20 protein-coding genes and 1 pseudogene are annotated in these 18,812 nt (G+C 74.8%); 13 read left to right on the top strand and 8 right to left on the bottom strand.

Annotated features, from left to right (window positions below; all coding sequences use genetic code 11):
• Positions 1–39 precede the first annotated feature (39 nt).
• Positions 40–516, bottom strand: coding sequence for a heme-binding protein (locus OKX07_RS15910; protein WP_265628966.1), 477 nt, complete (start codon positions 514–516; stop codon positions 40–42).
• Between the two features lie 29 nt (positions 517–545).
• Here OKX07_RS15910 and OKX07_RS15905 point away from each other — a divergent pair, with 29 nt between their 5' ends.
• Genes OKX07_RS15905 through OKX07_RS15895 form a run of 3 tightly spaced genes read left to right on the top strand, consistent with a single transcriptional unit; the run spans position 546 to position 1,837 of the window.
• Positions 546–770: a hypothetical protein gene (locus OKX07_RS15905; protein ID WP_265628965.1), complete on the top strand. Its 225-nt coding sequence runs from the start codon at positions 546–548 to the stop codon at positions 768–770.
• Positions 771–780: 10 nt separating this feature from the next.
• Positions 781–1,239 carry a mobile mystery protein A gene (locus OKX07_RS15900; RefSeq protein ID WP_265628964.1) on the top strand — a complete coding sequence of 153 codons (459 nt, stop codon included), beginning with the start codon at positions 781–783 and terminating at the stop codon, positions 1,237–1,239.
• Positions 1,232–1,837 carry a mobile mystery protein B gene (locus OKX07_RS15895; RefSeq protein ID WP_265628963.1) on the top strand — a complete coding sequence of 202 codons (606 nt, stop codon included), beginning with the start codon at positions 1,232–1,234 and terminating at the stop codon, positions 1,835–1,837. The genes OKX07_RS15900 and OKX07_RS15895 overlap by 8 nt, the downstream gene beginning before the upstream one ends.
• Positions 1,838–1,954: 117 nt before the next feature.
• On the opposite strand, the gene OKX07_RS15890 is transcribed toward OKX07_RS15895, so the two are convergent.
• Positions 1,955–2,179: a hypothetical protein gene (locus tag OKX07_RS15890; RefSeq protein WP_265628962.1), complete on the bottom strand. Its 225-nt coding sequence runs from the start codon at positions 2,177–2,179 to the stop codon at positions 1,955–1,957.
• A 363-nt stretch (positions 2,180–2,542) separates the two neighbouring features.
• Between OKX07_RS15890 and OKX07_RS15885 the strand changes: the two genes are divergently transcribed.
• Together OKX07_RS15885 and OKX07_RS15880 are read left to right on the top strand one after the other, a co-directional pair.
• Positions 2,543–3,127: a hypothetical protein gene (locus OKX07_RS15885; RefSeq protein ID WP_265628961.1), complete on the top strand. Its 585-nt coding sequence runs from the start codon at positions 2,543–2,545 to the stop codon at positions 3,125–3,127.
• Between the two features lie 14 nt (positions 3,128–3,141).
• On the top strand, positions 3,142–3,621 hold the full coding sequence (locus OKX07_RS15880) for a hypothetical protein (protein ID WP_265628960.1): 480 nt from the start codon (positions 3,142–3,144) through the stop codon (positions 3,619–3,621).
• Positions 3,622–3,693: 72 nt separating this feature from the next.
• Here the strand turns inward: OKX07_RS15880 and OKX07_RS15875 are convergent, their stop codons facing one another.
• The 3 genes from OKX07_RS15875 to OKX07_RS15865 form a co-directional block, all read right to left on the bottom strand.
• The gene (locus OKX07_RS15875; RefSeq protein WP_265628959.1) at positions 3,694–5,283 is read right to left on the bottom strand and encodes a non-reducing end alpha-L-arabinofuranosidase family hydrolase; all 1,590 of its coding nucleotides are present in this window, start codon (positions 5,281–5,283) and stop codon (positions 3,694–3,696) included.
• 378 nt (positions 5,284–5,661) lie between these two features.
• Positions 5,662–7,332: a GAF domain-containing protein gene (locus OKX07_RS15870; protein ID WP_265628958.1), complete on the bottom strand. Its 1,671-nt coding sequence runs from the start codon at positions 7,330–7,332 to the stop codon at positions 5,662–5,664.
• Between the two features lie 108 nt (positions 7,333–7,440).
• Complete coding sequence (locus OKX07_RS15865; RefSeq protein WP_265628957.1) at positions 7,441–7,851, bottom strand: TIGR03618 family F420-dependent PPOX class oxidoreductase; 411 nt, start codon at positions 7,849–7,851, stop codon at positions 7,441–7,443.
• Positions 7,852–8,128: 277 nt separating this feature from the next.
• Here OKX07_RS15865 and OKX07_RS15860 point away from each other — a divergent pair.
• The 5 genes and pseudogenes from OKX07_RS15860 to OKX07_RS15840 form a co-directional block, all read left to right on the top strand.
• Positions 8,129–8,773: pseudogene (locus OKX07_RS15860) on the top strand (ABC transporter ATP-binding protein); the annotation flags it as partial.
• Positions 8,774–8,865: 92 nt separating this feature from the next.
• The gene (locus OKX07_RS15855) at positions 8,866–9,750 is read left to right on the top strand and encodes an ABC transporter permease subunit (RefSeq protein WP_265628955.1); all 885 of its coding nucleotides are present in this window, start codon (positions 8,866–8,868) and stop codon (positions 9,748–9,750) included.
• Positions 9,747–10,589 carry a hypothetical protein gene (locus OKX07_RS15850; RefSeq protein WP_265628954.1) on the top strand — a complete coding sequence of 281 codons (843 nt, stop codon included), beginning with the start codon at positions 9,747–9,749 and terminating at the stop codon, positions 10,587–10,589. Before OKX07_RS15855 ends, OKX07_RS15850 begins: the two co-directional genes overlap by 4 nt.
• Before the next feature lie 124 nt (positions 10,590–10,713).
• On the top strand, positions 10,714–12,087 hold the full coding sequence (locus OKX07_RS15845; RefSeq protein ID WP_265628953.1) for a sensor histidine kinase: 1,374 nt from the start codon (positions 10,714–10,716) through the stop codon (positions 12,085–12,087).
• The gene (locus OKX07_RS15840) at positions 12,084–12,782 is read left to right on the top strand and encodes a response regulator (protein WP_265628952.1); all 699 of its coding nucleotides are present in this window, start codon (positions 12,084–12,086) and stop codon (positions 12,780–12,782) included. The genes OKX07_RS15845 and OKX07_RS15840 overlap by 4 nt, the downstream gene beginning before the upstream one ends.
• Positions 12,783–12,800: 18 nt before the next feature.
• On the opposite strand, the gene OKX07_RS15835 is transcribed toward OKX07_RS15840, so the two are convergent.
• A complete protein-coding gene (locus tag OKX07_RS15835; protein WP_265628951.1) occupies positions 12,801–13,136 on the bottom strand; it encodes a PGPGW domain-containing protein in 336 nt (111 codons plus the stop codon).
• Between the two features lie 82 nt (positions 13,137–13,218).
• Positions 13,219–14,118 carry an ATP-grasp domain-containing protein gene (locus OKX07_RS15830; protein ID WP_265628950.1) on the bottom strand — a complete coding sequence of 300 codons (900 nt, stop codon included), beginning with the start codon at positions 14,116–14,118 and terminating at the stop codon, positions 13,219–13,221.
• A 65-nt stretch (positions 14,119–14,183) separates the two neighbouring features.
• Here OKX07_RS15830 and OKX07_RS15825 point away from each other — a divergent pair, with 65 nt between their 5' ends.
• Positions 14,184–15,596 (top strand): DUF4232 domain-containing protein, encoded by a 1,413-nt coding sequence (locus OKX07_RS15825; RefSeq protein WP_265628949.1) that lies wholly within the window; start codon positions 14,184–14,186, stop codon positions 15,594–15,596.
• A 23-nt stretch (positions 15,597–15,619) separates the two neighbouring features.
• Here OKX07_RS15825 and OKX07_RS15820 read toward each other — a convergent pair whose 3' ends face one another.
• The gene (locus OKX07_RS15820) at positions 15,620–16,126 is read right to left on the bottom strand and encodes a MarR family winged helix-turn-helix transcriptional regulator (RefSeq protein WP_265628948.1); all 507 of its coding nucleotides are present in this window, start codon (positions 16,124–16,126) and stop codon (positions 15,620–15,622) included.
• Between the two features lie 127 nt (positions 16,127–16,253).
• Between OKX07_RS15820 and OKX07_RS15815 the strand changes: the two genes are divergently transcribed.
• Together OKX07_RS15815 and OKX07_RS15810 are read left to right on the top strand one after the other, a co-directional pair.
• Entirely contained in the window at positions 16,254–17,084 is an 831-nt protein-coding gene (locus OKX07_RS15815) for an alpha/beta fold hydrolase (protein WP_265628947.1), read from the top strand.
• Between the two features lie 288 nt (positions 17,085–17,372).
• On the top strand, positions 17,373–18,806 hold the full coding sequence (locus tag OKX07_RS15810; protein WP_265628946.1) for a hypothetical protein: 1,434 nt from the start codon (positions 17,373–17,375) through the stop codon (positions 18,804–18,806).
• The last annotated feature ends 6 nt before the right edge of the window (positions 18,807–18,812 follow it).

Genomic DNA, 18,812 nt, shown 5'->3' with positions numbered 1-18,812 from the left:
CGTCTGCCCGCCGGCCTGCTGGACGTCGTACCGCACACGTCAGTCGGTGCGTGTCGCCAGGTAGCGGCGTACGGCCTGCGCCGCCACGGCGTGGTCGACGACGTCAGGCTCGCCCGACGTCGTCAGCGTGCCCACGACCTCGCCGTCGACGCGCAGCGGCACCGACCCGCCGTGCGCCTTGAGCAGGTCGTGATCCACGTCGGTGCGCTGGTCGAACGGCGTGCCGGCTGCCTCGTGGCGCCGGCGCACCAGCAGCGAGGGCTCACCGAACAGGTGCACGGCACGCGCCTTGCCCTCGAGCCAGGGCACGTTGCCGGCGCCCGTCGAGCCGGTCATGGCCAGGAACACCGTCTCGCCGCCCAGCTCGACGCGCACCGCGAGGTTCGCGCCGCGCTCGCGGACCACGGCGACGGCCAGCAGGCCGAGGTCCACGGCGTCGTCCTGCGTGAACGCCGGGAGGTCGAGCCGCGGCTCGGCCTCGAGGTCGGCGACGGTGAAGGTGGGGAGCTCGCTCACGTGCTCATCCTGACGCAGGCCTGCTCCTCGTGCCCACGACGGCCGACGGCGCGCCCGTCGACCACGAGGTGTCGCTGGGCGACGGGTGGGTGTCGTTCCCGGTCGAGCGTGCGGCGGCCCACGTCGCCACGAGGTGCCGTTCCGCACGCGTCGTCGCCACGTATGAGGCGACGGTCCTGATCACCTACAAGTGGGCGTTGGGCGCACATATCAAAACCTACACGTGTACAAAATGGCGGTCTACGATAACCTGAGGGTGTGCACATGAGGGTGGCGGCCCGCCGACAGCTCGATCGCCGGACGGCGGCGCTCCGTGCGCTGCCGACGGAGGCCTTCGCGCGCCCTGCCGGAGGATGGGTCCGGGCGGTCCGCGACGCGGTGGGGATGAGCGGCCGTGACCTGGCCACGCGCCTCGGCGTGTCCCCGACGGCCGTGACCAAGCTCGAGGCGAGCGAACGTGCCGGCACCATCGGCCTGGACACCCTGGCCAGGGCCGCCGACGCGCTCGGCTGCGACCTCGTCTACGCCCTGGTTCCCCGGGTGCCGCTGGACGACCAGGTACGCCGCCAGGCCGAGAAGGTCGCCCGGGCCGAGCTCGGTCCCGTCGCGACGACCATGGCGCTGGAGGCCCAGAGCCTCGATGCCGGGCAGGCCCGGCAGCTGCTGGACGACCGGGCGGCGGAGCTCGTCGACACCCGCGGCCTGTGGCGCGTCGGTGGCTGACGCGTTCGACCCGGACGGTGCCACGCCTCTGACCCCGGACGAGACCGCGGGCCTCATCCCGTCGTTCGTCGCCACCCGCTCCGACCTGAACCTCGTCGAGCAGGCGAACATCGCATCGGGTCGCCGGTGGGCGCTGGGGCGGGCGCCGCGGACACCGGACGTCGTGCTCGACGACGCGTTCGTCCGTGAGCTGCACCGCCGCATGTTCGGTCAGGTGTGGCGCTGGGCGGGGCAGTACCGCACGACCGAGCGCAACATCGGCGTCGATCCGACCCGGGTCGCGACAGGGGTGCGCGACCTGGTCGGGGACGCCCGGTTCTGGGTCGCACCGGGGACGGCCTGGATCACCCCGGAACGTGCGGTCGTGCGGGTCCACCACCAGATGGTCGCCCTCCACCCGTTCCCGAACGGCAACGGACGGCACGCGCGACTGCTCACCGACGTCCTCGGCCGGGCGCTCGGCCTGCCGGTCTTCACGTGGGGCGCAGCGGACCTCGACGCGGACGGGCCGGACCGGGCCGCGTACCTCGCTGCGCTGCGCGCGGCCGACCGCGACCCCGACGAGCTCGACGCCCTGCTCGCCTTCGCGAGGTCGTGAGCCCGGAACCGCCGGCGCGCAAGCGCACCGTCGCCGCCAGGAAGTGGTCACGGATGCGGACACGGCTGCGGGGAGTGGTCACACGTGTGACCACTCCCCGCAGCACGGAGCAACTCGTCAGGCCTGCTCGTCGATGCGGTGGCGCTCGTCGAGGATGGTGGCGCCCGCGGCGACCAGCTTCATCTCGTGGGCACGGAAGTGGTGGCCGCAGAACAGCAGCTCCGCGCCCCCGGCCTGGCCCAGGGTCGCGCGGACGTACGCCCGCGCTCCGCAGCGGTCGCAGCGGTCGCGCAGGGTGAGCTCGGCGGTGGTCGTGCGGGCGTCGACGGTGGTGGCGTTCATGGGCGGACTCCTCGTCTCGCTGGAGGGAGCAATGCTCGTCCGTGACGGCACCGCACGTTCTGCTCACCTGAACCATCGGCTACGGGTGGACCATTCCGGATGCGTGTTCGCCCAGCGGTGAACCGGACGGCGCGGAGTTCACCCGCCCGGGGACGCCGGCGCGCACAGTGGTCACTCCGGCACGGCTCGAGAACGGGAGTGGTCACAGACGTGCCCACTTTCGTGGGGTGCGAGGCACCCGGGGGTCAGGGGGGAGTCGAGCTTGGGGGGTTCGTCCGGGTGCTGGCGTCGAAGCGGCACCAACGGGGTGACGGAACGGCAACGCACCGGACCTGGAGGCGGTCGCAGCCCTACGGTGCGACCATGCCGATGACCAGGACCGGGTGGCGGACCCGGGCGCGCACCGCCGCCGTCGCGATCGTGCTGCTCGTGGGCGCGGGTGCGACCCTCGCGACGACGCCGCCGACGGAGAAGTGCCCCGACCCCCCGGCCGACGGCGTCATCAGCGACTTCTACGGCCCGCAGGACTACGTGGGCGGAATGGCGCGCTTCGCGACCCCGAGCGCGTTCGTCGTCGGTGGTATCGACGTCGTCCGGGTCGACGTCCGTGCGCCCGGCTGCCTGAGCGCGGACAGCACCGAGGCGTCGGTGGGCATCTTTTTCCGGATCGGTGGCGAGTACATGGCTGCGGTGCCCGAGGAGACGCTGCGCACCCTGTCCGTGAGCGACGGACGGGGACGCACCTGGTCCCCCGAGGAGGTCGACTCCCGCGCGTGGCTGCCGCCGAGGTCGCAGGGTGGGAACCCGGAGCCGGCGTACGCCCGGCTCGAGTTCCTGCTGCCGGTCGACCTGGTCGCGCCCGTGACCCTGCACCTGGGCGAGCTGCGCGGCGAGACCGTCGAGGCGCTCTCGCTCGACGAGTCCGAGCCGAGGCCGGGCACGACGTGACCCGGGACGGCGGGGTGGCCGCGCGGGTGCGCGGCGACCTCGTGCTGCACCCGGTCGCCCTCGTGGGCCTCGCGGTCCTCCTGCTCAACGACCACCTGCTGAAGGCGGCAGCACCGGGTCCCGTCACGGGCAAGCTGTCGGACGTCGCGGGCCTGGCGTTCTTCCCGTTCCTGCTCCTGGCGGCCCGGGAGGTGGTGCTGCGACGTGCGCCCACGCCCCGGTCGGCGTGCGTCACGGCCGTGCTGACGGCGGCCGTGTTCGCGGCGGTCAAGCTCTCGGGGGCGGCGCGTGACATCTATGCCGGGGTCGTGGGCGTGCTGCGCTACCCCGTTGACGCGGTCGTCGCCGGGGCGGGCGCGCCGGTGGCGGTGCTCATCCAGCCGGACCCCGGCGACGTGCTCGCCGTCGTGGCATGCGCAGCGGTGGTGCTCGTCGTCCGCCGCCGGGACGACGTGGTCGCGCGCCGGCCGCGTGCCGCCGCCGCTGCGCGCTGAACTCCCGTCGCACGACGACGCCCCCCACGCGCCGTCCGGGACGGTGCGTGGGGGGCGTGCGCCTGGTGCGGACTAGCGCTGGAGCGTCAGCAGGCCGGGTCGGTACGGCAGGCGGCCGTAGTCGCCACCCGAGCTCGGGCTGCGGCCCTGGTAGAGCAGCTGCAGGTTGCACGGGTCGACCGTCATGGTCTGGTCGGCGTTCGTGCGCAGCAGCTCACCGTGGCTGATGTCGTTGGTCCAGGTGGCGCCGCTGTTGGCCTTGCCGGCGAAGGGGTTGCTCTCCGACGTGGCGTTCGGCGTCCACGTGCCGCCGAGGCTGGTGGCGGTGAAGGACCGGAAGTACCGGCCGTTCGCGCCGATGGCCTCGACGATCATGAGGTACCGCTGCTGGCCGGCCAGCTTGTAGACCTGCACGGCCTCGAACAGGTTGTTCGTCGTGTCGGTCATGATGGTCTGGTAGGACGACCCGAAGCTGCCCGGGAAGTTCCCGATCGGCATCGAGGCCCGGTAGATGCGGCCGTTGTCGCCGGCGAAGAACAGGTACATGTTCTGGTCGTCACCGATGAGCGCCTGGTCGATCGGACCGGTCCCCGAGTTCGAGATCGTGCCGGTGAAGAGCGTCTGGTGCGCGCCCCAGCCGTTGATGTTGTCGGGGTTGGTCGAGGTCCGGTAGGAGAACGACGGGCCACCCCACTGGTAGGCCATCACCCAGATGTTCTTCGGGGCGAAGTAGAACATCGACGGTGCGACGGCCGTGAACGGCATCGCGGTCTGGCTCGCGGAGCCCATCTGGTTGTAGTTCGAGAACAGCCCGAACTTCATCGAGCCCCACGACTCGCCGTTGTCGTGCGTCGTGGCGTAGACGAGCTGCTGCCCGTTGTACGGGGCGACGGTGAAGTCCTTGAGCGAGGCCCAGCCCGATCGCGGCTGCGCCAGGACGCCCGAGTCACGCCAGCGGTACGACGACGGGAGGGTGCAGTTGCCCGACGGGGGCGGCGTGGTCGGGTTGCTCGTGGGCTGCGTCGTCGGGTTCGACGTGGGGTTGGCCGTCGGGTTCGACGTGGGCTGGGCCGTCGGGGTGGTCCCGCCGACCTGCACGAGCTGCCACTGCTGGTTGGTGCCGCCCCAGTTCGAGTACTGGACGATGTTGGCGCCGTCGGCCGTCGACCCGCCCTGGACCTCGATGGCCTTGCCGGACTGGCGGCCGATGAAGATCACGTAGCCGCCGGCGACGTCCTGCATCCGGAACTGCTGGTTCTCCTGGTTGCGATCGGTGTACTGCACGATCGCCCCGCCGTCTGCGGTGGAGTAGTTGTAGACGTCGAGGACCTTGCTCGACAGCCGCGACTTGATGCGGTAGTTGCCGTTGCCCGAGTCGACGAACTGCCACTGCTGCTGCGAGCCGTTGTTGCGGGTCCACTGCGTGATGCGGGCGCCGTCGGCCGTCGAGAGGTTGTAGACGTCGAGCGCCTTGCCGCTCCCGCGGTTGAGCAGCACGTACGACGCGTTCGGGTCGACGGTCGCCGCCGATGCCGCCGGTGCGGCGGCGACCGCGAGGGCGCCTCCGGACACGGCGACGGCAGCCGCCACGAGCGCCGACGCCCAGCGGTTCCGACGTCCTCGCACCGGGCTCAGGGCCCCGGGTGCACGTGCTGGTCTCATGCTGCTCTCCTTCGAGTCATCAGGTGTTCGGGGGCGCTGCGAGGTGGAACGGGCGCGGTCGACGCCGCGCAAACGCTTGCGGGTCGGCGTTGACCGCGATGTGAACCTTCACATTGCCATGCCCGACATGCCCTGATGAAGAGTTCGTTCGAGGGATTAATCGATTCATCTGGCGAGTCGGCCGTCGACGCGCCTGCGTGCGCCCCGCCCTGCGCTGCACCGCGCGGCGGGCGTCGGTCGGAGCCCGGTAGTAGCGCCGCGCCGGTCGTCGACCCCTGAGGCTCAGGACACCGCGCTCAGAGCGGCACGCTCACTCCAGCGGCGCGCTCACTCCAGCGGCGCGCTCACTCCAGCGGCACGCTCACTCCAGCGGCGCGCTCAGTCCAGCGGCGCCGACCACCGCAGCAGGGCCCCGCGTCCCGAGGCCGGCCGCAGCAGCGAGAACGAGCCGCCGGACTCCTCGGCGCGCTGGGCCAGGTTCCGCGTCCCGGACGCGCGCGTGGGCGCGGGCGGCACCCCGACCCCGTCGTCCTCGACCTCGACGACGACGAGCGCGGGTACGCCGGTCGTCACCGTCAGCCGCACCGACACCGCGTGCGAGCGCGCGTGCCGGGCCACGTTCGACAGGCCCTCGCGCACGACCGCGACGACGTTGTTCGCGCGGCCCGGGGCGACGAGCTCGTCGATCGCGGACGCCAGGACGCGGTCGCCGGCGACGAGATCCACGGGCCGGCCGTCCAGCTGCACCACGAGGTGCGGGGCGAACCCGAGCGAGGAGTGCGCGAGCTCGACCTCGGCGACGACCCGCTGGACCAGCGGGATCGTCGCACCGGGGTCGTCGAGCGTCCTCACGATGACCCGGATCTGCCGGATGCTCGCGTCGACGTGCTCGACCACCTGCTCCAGGACGCGCGTCGCCCGCGGGGACACCTGCTCCCCGGGGTCCGCTCGCAGGGACTCGACCTGCAGGCCGGCGGCGAACAGCTGCTGGATCGCCAGGTCGTGCAGGTCGCGCGCGATCCGGGTCCGCTCGTCGTGCACGGCGGCGTGACCGCGCAGGCGCTGGGCCTCGCCCAGCACGAACGCCAGCGCCGCCTGCCGGGCGAACGACTGGGCCAGCCCCAGGTCCTCGGCGGTGAAGGGTGCACCGCCGACGTGACGCAGCAGCAGCAGCACACCGACGTGCCCGGTGGCGTGCATCGGTGCGAGCAGCGCCGGTCCGTAGCCGGGCAGCACGGCGACGCCGTCGGCGCCGGCGTCCGTGTGCAGGGACCCGGTGCCCTCGTCGAACACGGCGCGGACGCGCGGCTCGCCGCTCATGTCCGCACCCAGCAACGCCCTTCCCGCGGGCGTGACGATCTCGACGAGCAGCTCGTCACCGGGCCCGGGCAGGACGATCGCGGCGACGTCGGCGTCGCCGACCTGCGCGGCGGCGGCGGCGACGCGCTCGAGGACGTCCTCGGCGTCGGCGCCCTCCAGCAGCATCGTGGAGATCTCCTGGGCGGCGGACAGCCACTGCTGGCGGCGGACCTCCAGCGCGTAGGACTGGGAGTTCAGCACCGCGACGGCGGCGGCAGCGGCCAGGGACAGCACGACCGCCTCGTCGTCCTCGTCGAAACCCCCGCGCTTCTCCGAGAGGTACAGGGTGCCGAAGCGTTCGCCGCGCACCCGCACCGCGGCGCCCAGGAACGAGCCCATCGGCGGGTGCCCGGGCGGCAGGCCCCCGAAGTCGGGGTGGTGGGTCAGGTCCTCCAGACGCAGGACGCCCTGGTCGGGGATCGCCCCGAGCACGCCCCAGGCGTGCGGGGGGTGCCCCAGGGCAGCGACGACGGAGTCCGCGACGCCGCTCTGGACGAACTCGACGGACGCGCCGTCCTCGTCGACGATGTTGATCGCCCCGTAACGGGCACCGGTCAGGCTCGTGCTCGCCGCGACGAACCGCTCCAGCAGGCTCCGGGTGTCCAGGTCGCCCGCCATGTCGAGGATCGCGGACAGCAGCGCGGACGCGACGTCCTGCGGCTGCCGGGGACGGGTGCCCGTCTGCGTCACGGAGGCCTCCTGCTGCTCGGACGCACCGACGATATCCGGTCCGCAGGGGACCCCACGCCCGCCCACAACCGTCGGCCCACCCGCCGCTGTCGCGCGACGCGGGCCCCCTCAGTCCTGCTTCGCCGCACCCCACCCGTGCCAGTGGGCGATCTCGACCAGCACGCTCACCCGCGCGCGGTCGCGCACCGGGTAGGGGTTGCCGCCGTAGTGCGTCGAGAGCCGGTCGATGTCGACGAGGTCGACGTCGTCACGCCACTCGACGACGCTCCCCTGGACGCTGACGTGCGTGTACCAGTTGTCCTCGGCGAGGGCCGTGAGGGAGACCAGCGGGTTGGTGCGCAGGTGCTTGAGGCGTGCGCGGGACGCGTCGAGGTTGAGCAGCACGCGGCCGTCGTCCTCGAGGAGGTACCAGGTGGCGACGGTGACGGGGTGACCGTCCGGGTGGATGGTCGCCATGACCGCGGGGTTGGGACGGGCGAGCAGCGCGGCGACGTCGGCGGGCAGCGGCGGCTTGGGCATGGTGGGTCCTCTCGTCGGGGTCAGCGACCAGCATGGCCCCGACGACGACGGACGACGACCCGACGCACGCGGACGTGATCCGCCGGGCGGCCACCTGTCACGGTCGTCGGACACGGTCGTCGAGCCGGTCCCCCCGTGGGCGCGCGGCCTCCTCCCCCGGGAGGAGACCGCACCTCGTCACGTCTCCTCCACCGGCAGGTGCTGCGCCCCCACCCGCTCTCCGTAGCGTCGCCGACGGACGCCCTGAGGAGGGCCGACCCGACGACGAGGAGACGCGATGATCGAGGTGGAGGCGCTGACGAAGCGCTACGGCAGCACGACGGCGGTGGACGGGCTGACGTTCGCCGCGCGGCCCGGCACCGTGACCGGGTTCCTCGGGCCCAACGGTGCGGGCAAGTCGACGACCATGCGGGTCGTCGTCGGGCTCGAGCGCCCGACCTCCGGCACCGCGACGGTCGACGGGCGCCGGTACGCCGACCTGCCCGCCCCCCTGCACGCGGTGGGCGTCATGCTCGACGCCCGCTCGGTGCACCCCGGGCGCTCGGCGTTCCGGCACCTGCTGGCCCTCGCGCAGACGCACGGCATCGGGCGCTCGCGCGTGCACGAGGTCATCGAGATGACGGGCCTGGAGTCCGTCGCGAAGCGTCGTGCGGGCACGTTCTCGCTGGGCATGGGCCAGCGGCTCGGGATCGCCGGTGCGCTGCTGGGCGACCCCGAGACGCTGATCCTCGACGAGCCGGTCAACGGGCTCGACCCCGACGGCGTGCTGTGGGTGCGCCGCCTGGTGCGGGACCTCGCGGCGGAGGGGCGCACGGTCCTGCTGTCGTCGCACCTCATGCACGAGCTCGCGCTGTGCGCGGACCGTGTGGTCGTCATCGGCCGCGGGCGGCTGCTCGCCGACGCACCGGTCGCCGAGCTCGTCGGGGACGAGGGCGGGTCGCTCGAGGACGCCTACCTGCGCCTGACGGCCGATGCGGTCGAGTACCGCGGCACGGTCGCGCCGGGGGGTGCGCGATGAGCGCCGCCGCCACGTCCACCGCCCGGTCGGCCACGCCCGCCGCCCCGGCCCGTCGGGGACCGACGTTCGCCGGCGTCGTCGCCGGCGAGTGGACCAAGCTCACGAGCCTGCGCTCCACCTGGTGGATCGCCGCCGTCACGGTCGCCGTCGCCGGGGTGCTGACGTACCTCGCCGCGACCGCGTCGTCGACGGACCCCGGTTTCCGCCCGCTGGCCGACGTGACCGTCGGCCTGCTGCTCGCCCAGGTCGGACCGCTCGTGCTGGGCGTCCTGGTCGGGGCGGGGGAGTTCCGCAGCGGCTCGTTCCGCTCGACGTTCACGACCGTCCCGACGCGGACACCGGTGATCGCCGCGCAGGCGGTCGTGACGGCCGCCTTCGGCCTGGCTCTCGGAGTGCTGACGGCCCTCGCGTGCGTCCTCGCGGTCCTGCCCGCGGCCGCGGGGCGCGGTATCCCCGTCGATCTCACCACCGACGGAACCCCCGGCGTGCTGCTCGGCACGGTGCTCCTGGTCGCCGGCCTCACGCTGCTGGGGCTCGCGATCGGCGCGCTGCTGCGCAGCACCACGCCCGCCCTGGTGGCGGCCCTGACCCTCGTCCTGGTCCTGCCGATCGTGCTGATGATGGTGGGTGACCCCGCGGTCGGCGGTGCACCCGAACCCGGCGTGGCCGACGACGCGGCACCGGTGGTCACGGTGGCCGGCACCCTCGGCGTCCTCACGCCCGGCACCGCCGGCCAGCTCATGACGACGACCGCCGGGAGCGGTCCGGTGCCGGGCGCACCCGACCTCGGGCCGGGCGGCGGTGGCCTCGTCCTGGGTGCCTGGATCCTCGTGCTGCTCGGCGCTGCGGCGGTGCGGCTGCGGACGCGGGACGTGCGATGACGACCCTCGGCCGGACGGAGGTGGCGCCCGCGCGGGACCCGCGCGGGGCGCCGCCCCGGCGCGGGGTCACGCACGCGCGTGTGCTCGCGGCCGAGTGGACCAAGCTCGTGAGCGTGCCCGCGAACCTGTGGCTCGCGCTCGGCGTCGTCGGCGCCGCGGCGGGCACGGCGTACGGGCTCGGGCTGTTCGTGCGGCCGCAGGACGGGCGCTCGGGGGCCTGGGTCGTGACCTCCGGCATGGTCCTCGCCCAGATCGGCTTCCTCGTCCTCGGGGCGCTCGTCGGCACGTCGGACCACACCACCGGGACGGCGCGCACGACGTACGCCGCGGTGCCGCGCCGCCTGCCGGTGCTCGTCGGGCAGGTCGTCGTCACGACCGTCGCCGCCGCGGTCACCGCCGCCGTGGCCCTCGGGGCGTCGTACCTGGCGACGGCGGGTCCGCGCGCGGGCGACGCCCCGGACCTCGACCTGTCGGTCCCCGGCACGACCCGCGCGCTGCTCGGGTTCGTGCTGCTCGCCACGGCAGTCACGCTGCTCGGGCTGGCTCTGGGGGTCCTGCTGCGCCGCCCGGCCGACGCGATCGTCACCGGCTTCGTGCTCGTGGTCCTCGCCGACCACCTGCTGTCGGTGCGGCCGGGGCGCGTCACCGACACGTTGCGGGCCCTGCTGCCCGGGGCGGGCAACCGGCTGATGCAGGACGACACGGCGGTGGCGGCGTTCGACGCCGCGACGCAGGGGCCGCAGCTCGGCGCGTGGGGCGGCGGTGCGGTGGTCGGCGCGTGGGTCGTCGTGGTGCTCGCTGCGGCGGCGTACCGGCTGGTGCGGCATGACGTCCGCTGAGCCGGCGCGCGCCCGGTCGGTGGTGCCTGCCGCCGGGGACGACGGTCCGGACGCGGCCCGGGACCACGGCCGCGTCGACACCCCGGGATGCGAGAGTGGCCCGGTGGTGAACCGACGTGCGGTCGTGGAGCGAGCCGGCGCGCCCGCTCGCGTCGACGTGGACCTGCTCACCGAGGAGCAGGTCCGTGGCGGGAGCCCGGTGGGTCGCCTCGTCGCCGCCCGGCCCTGGGTCATGGACGTCACCGTCGCGGTCGTGATGCTGCTGGTCGGGCTCGTCGGCGCGATGTTCGGCCTGGGGACCGCGCAGGGGGCACAGGCCCTCGGCCTGTACCCGCGGGACGCCGACGTGGCGGGTCTGGTCGCCTCCACGTGGCTGGTCGGCACGGCCGTCGGTGCCGCGCTGCTGGCCGTGCGCCGCAAGGCGCCGCTCACCGTCACGACGCTCCTGACCGTCGCGTCCGTGGTGTCCCTGCTCGTCGCCGGTGTGCTCGGTGTGCTCGGGGCATGCGTGGCGTGCGCCCTCTACGGCGTCGCGGCGACCCGGAGCACGCGCACGACCTGGCTCGTCTTCGGCGTCGTGCTGACTTCCCTGACCCTCGCGCTGTGGTGGTGGCAGGACCTCGGGCTCATCGAGATCATCTCGTGGTCCAGCGCCGGCGTCGGGGCGGGGTGGGAACCGCCCACCTACCTGGAGGAGCCGCTCTTCTCGCCTGGTCGCCGCATGGGCTCGGTCCTGCTGCTCCTCGCGCTGCTGCTGCTCGGCGTCACGGTCGGCTCCGCAGCACGGGCGCGCCGGCTGCACGCGCTCGAGCTGGTCGAGCGCTATCGGGCGCTCGCCCGCGAGCGGGACCAGAGCGCCGAGCTCGCGCGCGCGGCCGAGCGCGCCCACATCGCCCGCGAGATGCACGACATCGTCGCGCACAGCCTGTCCGTGATGGTCGCGCTGGCCGACGGCGCCGACGCCGCCTTCGCGCGCGCCCCGGAACGCTCGCGCGACGCCGTGCGGCAGGTCGCGCGTACCGGCCGGTCCGCGCTGGCCGACATGCAGCGCGTCCTCGGCGCGCTCGGCACCGGCGACGACGACCGCCGCATCACCCCCACGGAGGTCGACCTGTCCACCGTCGTCGAACGCTTCGGGGCCGCCGGGATGCCCGTGACCGCGACGGGCCTCGACACCGCGCTCCCGGACGACACGTCGGTGCGCCTCGCCGTCACGCGCATCCTCGGCGAGGCGCTGACCAACGTCCTGCGGCACGCGCCCGGGGCGTCGTCGGTCGAGGTCGCGGTGCGCCGCACGCCGGGAGGCGTCGAGGTCGAGGTCGTCGACGGCGGCGGAACCCGTGCCGGTGACGGTCCCGGGACCGGGCGCGGGATCGTCGGCATGCGCGAGCGCGCGGCGCTGCTCGGCGGGCACGTCGAGGCGGGCCCCCGTCCGGGCGGCGGGTGGCAGGTGCGCGCGGAGCTGCCGTGGGCCGATGACGACGAGGGACGACGATGACGACGGTGCTCCTGGTGGACGACCAGACGCTGCTGCGCGTCGGGTTCCGGCTCGTCCTCGAGTCCGAGCCGGACCTCGAGGTGGTGGGCGAGGCCGCGGACGGGAGGGTCGCGCTCGAGCAGGTCGCGGCGCTGGCGCCCGACGTCGTCCTCATGGACATCCGCATGCCCGGGATGGACGGCATCGAGGCGACGCGCCGCGTGGTCGCCGAGCACCCGGCCTCCCGCGTGCTCGTGCTCACCACGTTCGACGTCGACGACCTCGCGTTCGCCGCGCTGCGGGCCGGTGCCAGCGGGTTCCTGCTGAAGTCGGCGCGCCCCGACGAGCTCGTCGACGCGGTCCGCACCGTCGCCGCAGGCACCGCCGTCGTCGCGCCCCGGGTGCTGCGGCGCATGCTCGACCTGTTCGCGCCGCACCTCCCGGACGGCGACGAGCCGGTGTCGGCGGCACCCGACCGTGACCCGCGGCTGCGAGGGCTGACCCCGCGCGAGCTCGACGTCCTGCGCCTCGTCGCGGACGGCGCGACGAACCCCGAGATCGCTGCCGCGCTGTTCGTGTCCGAGACGACGGTCAAGACGCACGTCGGCAACGTCTTCGCCAAGCTGGGCGCCCGCGACCGCGTGCAGGCCGTGATCATCGCCTACGAGTGCGGGCTCGTGGCGCGGGGCGGGGGAGCGTCGGTCAGGGGCGGGTGAGCCGGTCCGACGCGGGCGTCAGTGCCCGTCCTGCAGCGGGGTCTCGTCGACGACGACCGTGCGCACCGCGGGGGTGCCGCGTCGCCGGCCCCACGCCGCCCGTCCCCGGTCGACGCCGGCCCTGCTCGCCGCCTTGACGCGCGCGAGCATGCGGTGCGCCCACGCGAACTCGGTGGCCAGCAGCGCGAGCCCGGCGATGATCGTCAGCACGCCCTGACCGGGCAGGACGAGCATCGCCACGCCCGCCAGGATCAGGGTCCAGCCGACGACGGACACCGCCACGACCCGCACCGGTCGCGGCAGCGCCGCGATGCGCGCTCGCACGCCGGCCCACCGGTCCGCCCAACCCGCCATGGTCCACCTCTGTCCGTCGCCTGTGCGCCCGCCCGTGCTGGACTGCCCAACGAAGGGGCCCCCGGATCGGTGCCCGTGGTCCTCAGTCTGCGACACGCGCCTGCACGGCCGCGGCGACCACGTCGGCGGCCTCGGGGACGACGTGCAGGTTGAGCGCGGGCTCGAACAGCTCCGCCTCGAGCAGCACGAGCCCGTGCGCGGCGCTGTCCACGGTGTCGATGCGCGCGTACAGCGGGACGCCCAGCCCGGTGGCCGCGTCGACGGCCTCGACGACGCGCCGCGCGAACACCGTCTCGGCGTCGGTGACGTCGACCCGCTCCGGGTGCTCGACGTACACCCCGCCGACGAACCCGCCGCCCGGCGCCAGCAGCGCCCCCTTGGCGATCGCGTGCGTGAGCCGCCCGTCGATCACGTAGAGCGCCTTCTCACGCCCCTGCGACAGCTCGGGCACCTCGGGCTGCACCATGACGACGCCGCCACCGGTGAGGATCCGGTCCGCCAGCGCGAGCGCCGCCGGGTCGTCCGCGCGGTACAGGCCGGTGTCGCGGGCACCGGCCGACACGGTGGGCTTGAGCACGACGTGCGCGTCGGGTCCGGCCGCCGTGAGGTCGGCGCGCACGTCGTCGAGGGACGTGCGGTAGGTCGTCGGGACGACCCCGACGCCCCGCTCGGCGAGCTCGGCGAGGTACCGCTTGTCGAGGTTCCAGCGCACCAGCGCGGGCGGGTTGAGCACACGCGTCGCCGCCTCGGCGTCGGTGAGCCACGCGAGGAACTCGTCCAGCCGCTCCGGGTAGTCCCACGGGCTGCGCAGCAGCAGCAGGTCGTACGCGGCGCAGTCGACGGCGGGGTCGTGCCAGACGACGGGCTCGGCGTCGACCCCGCGGGCGCGCAGCGCGGCGACGAGGGGGGCGGTGTCGTGGTCGAGGTCGTCGGCGGGGTAGTCGTCGGTCACGACGACGCCGACACGGGGGGACGAGGTCACCCGCCGGACCCTATGCCGTGCCCGGGCGCCCGTCGCGCGGGGCTGCCTCGGTAGGGTCGCGAGTCGTGAGCACCGCACCGCCCGTCGTCCCCCCGGCCACCCGGCGCGGGCGCGTGGTGGCCGCGCTCGTCCTCCTGGCGCTCGCGGTGGCCGGTGCGCTGGTGCTGCGCCTGACTCCCCTCGGTGACGCCCTGGCGCCCGCGGGGTGCACGGTCCTGGCGGGGGACCGGGACGTGCGTCCGCCCGCCGTGGTGGCCGACGCGGCGGCCCGGGTGCGCGACGAGGTCGCGGCGGAGGCGTCGGTGACGACCACGTGCAGCCTGGCCGACACCGCGGAGCCCGCGCCGGGCCTCCCCGACCCGGCGGACGACCCCGCCGGCTGGGCCGTCGGCGTCGACGCCGAGGCCGCCGACGTCGCCGCGCTGCCCGCGACCGCCGCTGCCGTGCTCGCCGCCGCGACGCCTGCGGTCCCGTTCGCGTGGCGTCTCGACGTGCACGACGCCGCACGGACCGCCGCCGTCGTCCTGACGCCCGGCGGCGGCACGGACCTCGTCGACGACGCCGTCGCGCTGCGCGGCGAGCCGGGCGTCGCGGAGGTGTGGTTCGGGCCCGACAGCGGCAGGGTCGCGGTCGCCACGGGCGCCGACGTCGCGCCCCTGCTGGCCGCGACCGCGGGGCGGGACCTGCCCGTCACGACCGTCGAGGCGCGCGCCGACTGGCTCGAGGTGCAGCAGGGGCAGACCGGCACCTGGCCCGACGACGCCGCGGTCGCCCTCGCCGTCGACGTGGCCGCCTGGGAGGGCGTGTGGCGCGTCGTGCTGAGCGGCGGCGCACCCGCGTCGCCGAGCCTGTCGGTCGAGGCGGACGACGACGCCCACCGCGCGCACGTCGCGTCCCGCCTCGCGGCGACCGTGCACACCGGGCCGCCGGTCGGGTACCACGTGAGCGCGCAGCAGGAGGCGGTCAGCGGGGTGGTCGGGCGGACGGCCGCCGCGTCCGAGGCGGGCTCGGGGGAGGGTGTCGGGGCCGGGGGGCCCGTCGGCGGCGTCGACGGCGTCCCCGCGTGCACGGGCGACGAGCTGCGCGTCGAGGTCGTCGGCACCGACGCCGCCCTCGGCGCGCGGTTCCTGTTCCTGCGCGCGACGCACACCGGCGCGGCGCCGTGCGTCGTCGCAGGCGTCCCGGGGCTGGCGTTCACGCGGCTGTCGGGCACGCGGACGCCGGACCTCACCCAGCTCCCGGACGTCGAGGCACCGGGCGAGCCCGCCGCGACGGTCCTGGCGCCGGGGGACTCGGTCGCCTCCCAGGTCCGGTGGCGCGCGATGTCGACGTCGCAGGACCCGGACGTGGCGGTCGGCGTCACGGTGCGGGCGGTGGCCGGGGGGCCGACGGTCGACCTGGAGCTGTCGGACCCGCTCGACGTGCTCGCGGGCGCGACCGTCCGGGTCGGGCCCTGGATCCCGGGCGCGGCGGGCTGAGGCGGCGCGCCTGACGGCCCTCGTCAGGCGTGAGCGGCCGTCGCCGGGCGCGGCGCCCGGGCGTCGGCGTCCCCTCCCGCGTGTCCTGCGGCGGTGCGGCGCACGGTCGACAGGAGCTGGGCGAACGTCGTCATCTCCTGGGGGGTCAGGCCGAAGGCGGCGCCGACGTGCCCGGGCAGGTGCGCGCAGCGGTCCCGCAGCGCGAGGCCGGCGTCGGTGAGGCTCACGGTCACGGAGCGCTCGTCGTCGACGCGTCGCCGACGCTCGAGGAGTCCGCGCACCTCCAGGCGCTTGAGCAGCGGCGACACGGTCCCGTAGTCGAGCTGCAGGCGGTCGATGACCTGCCGCACGGTCTGCTCGCCGCGGGTCCACAGCACGACCAGCACGAGGTACTGCGGGTACGTGAGGTCGAGCGGCTCCAGCAGGCCCCGGTACACCGACGTCAGCGCCCGCGACGCCGCGTACAGGTCGAAGCACAGCATCGTCTCGAGCGCGATGCCGTCGGGCGGGGGCGTCCCGGTGGTCGTCATGCGTTCATCGTACGCGGTGTTGACGTGGGCAAGTAGATCGTGCACGATGCAATTGCTCCCGATGAACAGCATCGAGGGCGCGAGGCGCACCGGGTCACCGCCCGGGCATCGAGGAGAGGGCAGGGGCATGCCGTACATCACCAGCACCGTGACCGACCAGACCGTCGAGCTCTACTACGAGGACCACGGCTCCGGGCAGCCGGTCGTCCTCATCCACGGGTACCCGCTCGACGGGCACTCGTGGGAGAAGCAGACCGTGGCGCTGCTCGACGCCGGCTACCGCGTCATCACCTACGACCGTCGCGGCTTCGGCCGCTCGACCAAGGCCACCCAGGGTTACGACTACGACGCCTTCGCGGGTGACCTCGACGCCGTCCTGACGACGCTCGACCTGAGCGACGTCGTGCTCGTCGGGTTCTCCATGGGGACCGGCGAGGTCGGCCGCTACCTCGGTACCCGCGGTTCGGGGCGCGTCGCCAAGGCCGCGTTCCTCGCGTCGCTCGAGCCGTTCCTGCTGCAGACCGACGACAACCCGGGCGGGATGCCGAAGAGCGGGTTCGACGAGATCGAGGCGGCCGCGCGCGCGGACCGCTTCGCCTGGTACGACGCGTTCTACACGAACTTCTACAACCTCGACGAGAACCTGGGCACCCGCATCAGCGAGGCCGCGGTGCGCGCGTCGTGGAACGTCGCGGTCGGGGCCGCGCCGTGGTCCGCGTGGGCCGTCGTCCCGACGTGGTACACCGACTTCCGCGCCGACATCGCCAGGATCGACGTGCCCACGCTGATCCTGCACGGCACGGCCGACCGCATCCTCCCGATCGACGCGACGGGCCGCGCGTTCCACGCCCTGCTCCCCGCGGCGACGTACGTCGAGGTCGAGGGCGCGCCCCACGGCCTGCTGTGGACGCACGCCGACGAGGTCACCACCGCGCTCCTGGACTTCGTCACGGCCTGACGGCAGGGCTGGATCGCTCTCTCGCGCGGAGGGGTGGGGCTGGATCGCCTTCTGGTGAGAGGGCGATCCAGCCCGTCGGGATGCGGGCGCCGGCGTGCGCGGCCTGCACAACCCCGCCGGACGGTGCGGGCGCGAACGGGTGACCGACGGCCCCGGACGAGCGAACCGTGGCGTCCGCACGGACAGGGGCGTCACCTGAACCGATGATCGGCGTGCGGCGGACTCGCTGCCACCCCGCGCTGTCCCGGCCGTTGCCGTCGGGGCACACGAGAACCATCGAGGTCCCCCGTGCGTCCGCTCCGCCCCCTGACTGCTGCCCGCGCGTCCGCCCGCGGCCGCCGTGGCACCGCCCTCGTCGTGCTCGGCACCGTCGCCCTCGTCGGGGGCGCGCCCGCCCTCGCCGTCGCGTCCGACGTCGCCCCCGCCGCCGACGCGGAGCAGCCGACCGTCGACCCGATCGTCCTGCCAGCGCAGGAGCAGGTCGACCAGGTCGTGCCCGCCGCCGAGGTCGCCGCACCCGAGGTTCCGGTGGTCGACGACGCGACCGCGTCCCCGGTCGTCGAGGACGCGACCGAGGTCCCCGTCGACGACGCCGAGGCCGCCGTCACGGCTCGCGTCGCCGACGTCCCCGCCACGGAGCCGGCCGCCGCCGCAGCGCCGCCGGCCGACGTCGTGGTCGCGCCCGAGGGTGACGTCGTCCCGCTCGCGGACGAGGTGGACTGCACCGTCGACATCTTCGGCTGCTACGGCACCGGCAAGGTGTATGTCTCCGCGTCCTCGCCGGACGGCGCATCGGTCGCGGGCACCGTCGTCGAGCTGGACCACGTCGGCACCGGGCCCGAGCCGGAGGAGACCGTCACGCTCGACGAGTCGGGGTCGATGAGCGGCTCGTGGAGCCTGCCCGAGGGTGTCTCCGCCACGATCAGCGTGGTCTCGATCCCCGCCGGGACGATGCTCGCCGGCCCCGCCTCGACGACCGTCGGGCCGTGCGTGGCCGGGGAGTCCCCGATGCCCTGGTGCGCCTACGACTTCTCACCGGAGATCGTGCGCGCGTACCGAGTGCTGGAGATGACGGCCGTCGACGAGGCCGGTGCCGCTGTCGACGGCGTGACCGTCGAGCTGTGGGGCGCGGCCGGTACGGGCACCCCCGCCCCCGCCCCCGAGCCGGAGGAGCCGGAGCTCGAGCTGGAGGCCTTCCGCGTCGCGCCGGAGCCCGACGGGCTGGAGCTGCTCGGCACCGCCACGTCCGACGCGACGGGCCGGGTCGACTTCGGTCGCGTCGTGCCCGCCGAGTACCAGCTGCGCGTCACGGGCGTCCCCACCGGCTTCGTCCAGCCGGAGGCCCTCGTTCCGGTGACCCTGGCCGAGGTGGGCACGACCGCCGAGGCCGACGTCCCGGCCGGGGGATCCCTCGTGCTCCGCGCGGTCCCGGCGCCCACGCCCGTGGACCCCGAGCCCGAGCCCGCGCCGGTGACCCCCGTCCCGGAGACCCCCGCGCCCCAGGTCCCCGCGCCGGTCGCCGCACCCGTCGCCGCTCCGGTGGCCGTCGCACCCGCCGCGCCCGTCGCGGCACCGGTCGCCCCTGCCGTCCGCGCCGCACGCGCGGGCACCCTCGCCGCGACGGGGTCGGACCCGGCCGGCATGGTCGGCGTCGCCGCCGCCCTGGTCCTGCTCGGCAGCGGTGCCCTCGTCGCCCGGCAGCGGTCCGGGCGTCAGGTGTGAGGACGT

Origin of the sequence: Cellulomonas sp. S1-8 (assembly GCF_026184235.1) — a bacterium.
Classification (GTDB): domain Bacteria; phylum Actinomycetota; class Actinomycetes; order Actinomycetales; family Cellulomonadaceae; genus Cellulomonas.
This window is presented reverse-complemented; position numbering and strand designations above follow the sequence as displayed.